The sequence below is a fragment of the Neisseria sp. HMSC70E02 genome (assembly GCF_001838645.1).
GTDB classification, from domain to species: domain Bacteria; phylum Pseudomonadota; class Gammaproteobacteria; order Burkholderiales; family Neisseriaceae; genus Neisseria; species Neisseria macacae.
Genome location: NZ_KV838085.1, coordinates 1 through 334, shown reverse-complemented (window position 1 = coordinate 334; position 334 = coordinate 1). Strand labels below are relative to the sequence as shown.

The following is a 334-nucleotide window of genomic DNA, read 5'->3' as shown; positions in this document are numbered from 1 at the left end:
CGGCATAAGGTGCTGTAATCGGGGATGCTCAGTTCGTCAAAACAGCAAAACAGGTTGAAATCGATGCGGGTGATGAGGCTGTGTTCGAGTTCGGGATCGGAGAGGCTGTGCCATTGTCCGAGCAGGACGGCTTTGAACATGGACAACAGGGGATAGGCGGGACGGCCGCGGTGGTCTCTAAGGTAACGGGTTCTTTGACGATTCAGGTATTGTTCGATCGGTTGCCAATCAATCACCTGATCCAACTTCAATAGCGGGAAGCGGTCGATGTGTTTGGCGATCATGGCTTGTGCGGTTTGCTGGAAGAAGGTGCTCATGGAAAATCCCCTAAATG

General features: G+C 52.4%; 1 protein-coding gene. It reads right to left on the bottom strand.

Translation table 11 applies throughout. The features are described 5' to 3' along the window. A partial coding sequence (locus HMPREF3277_RS06125) for a transposase (RefSeq protein WP_141765188.1) occupies nt 1–317 on the bottom strand: 317 nt, incomplete at its 3' end. Between the last annotated feature and the right edge of the window lie 17 nt (nt 318–334).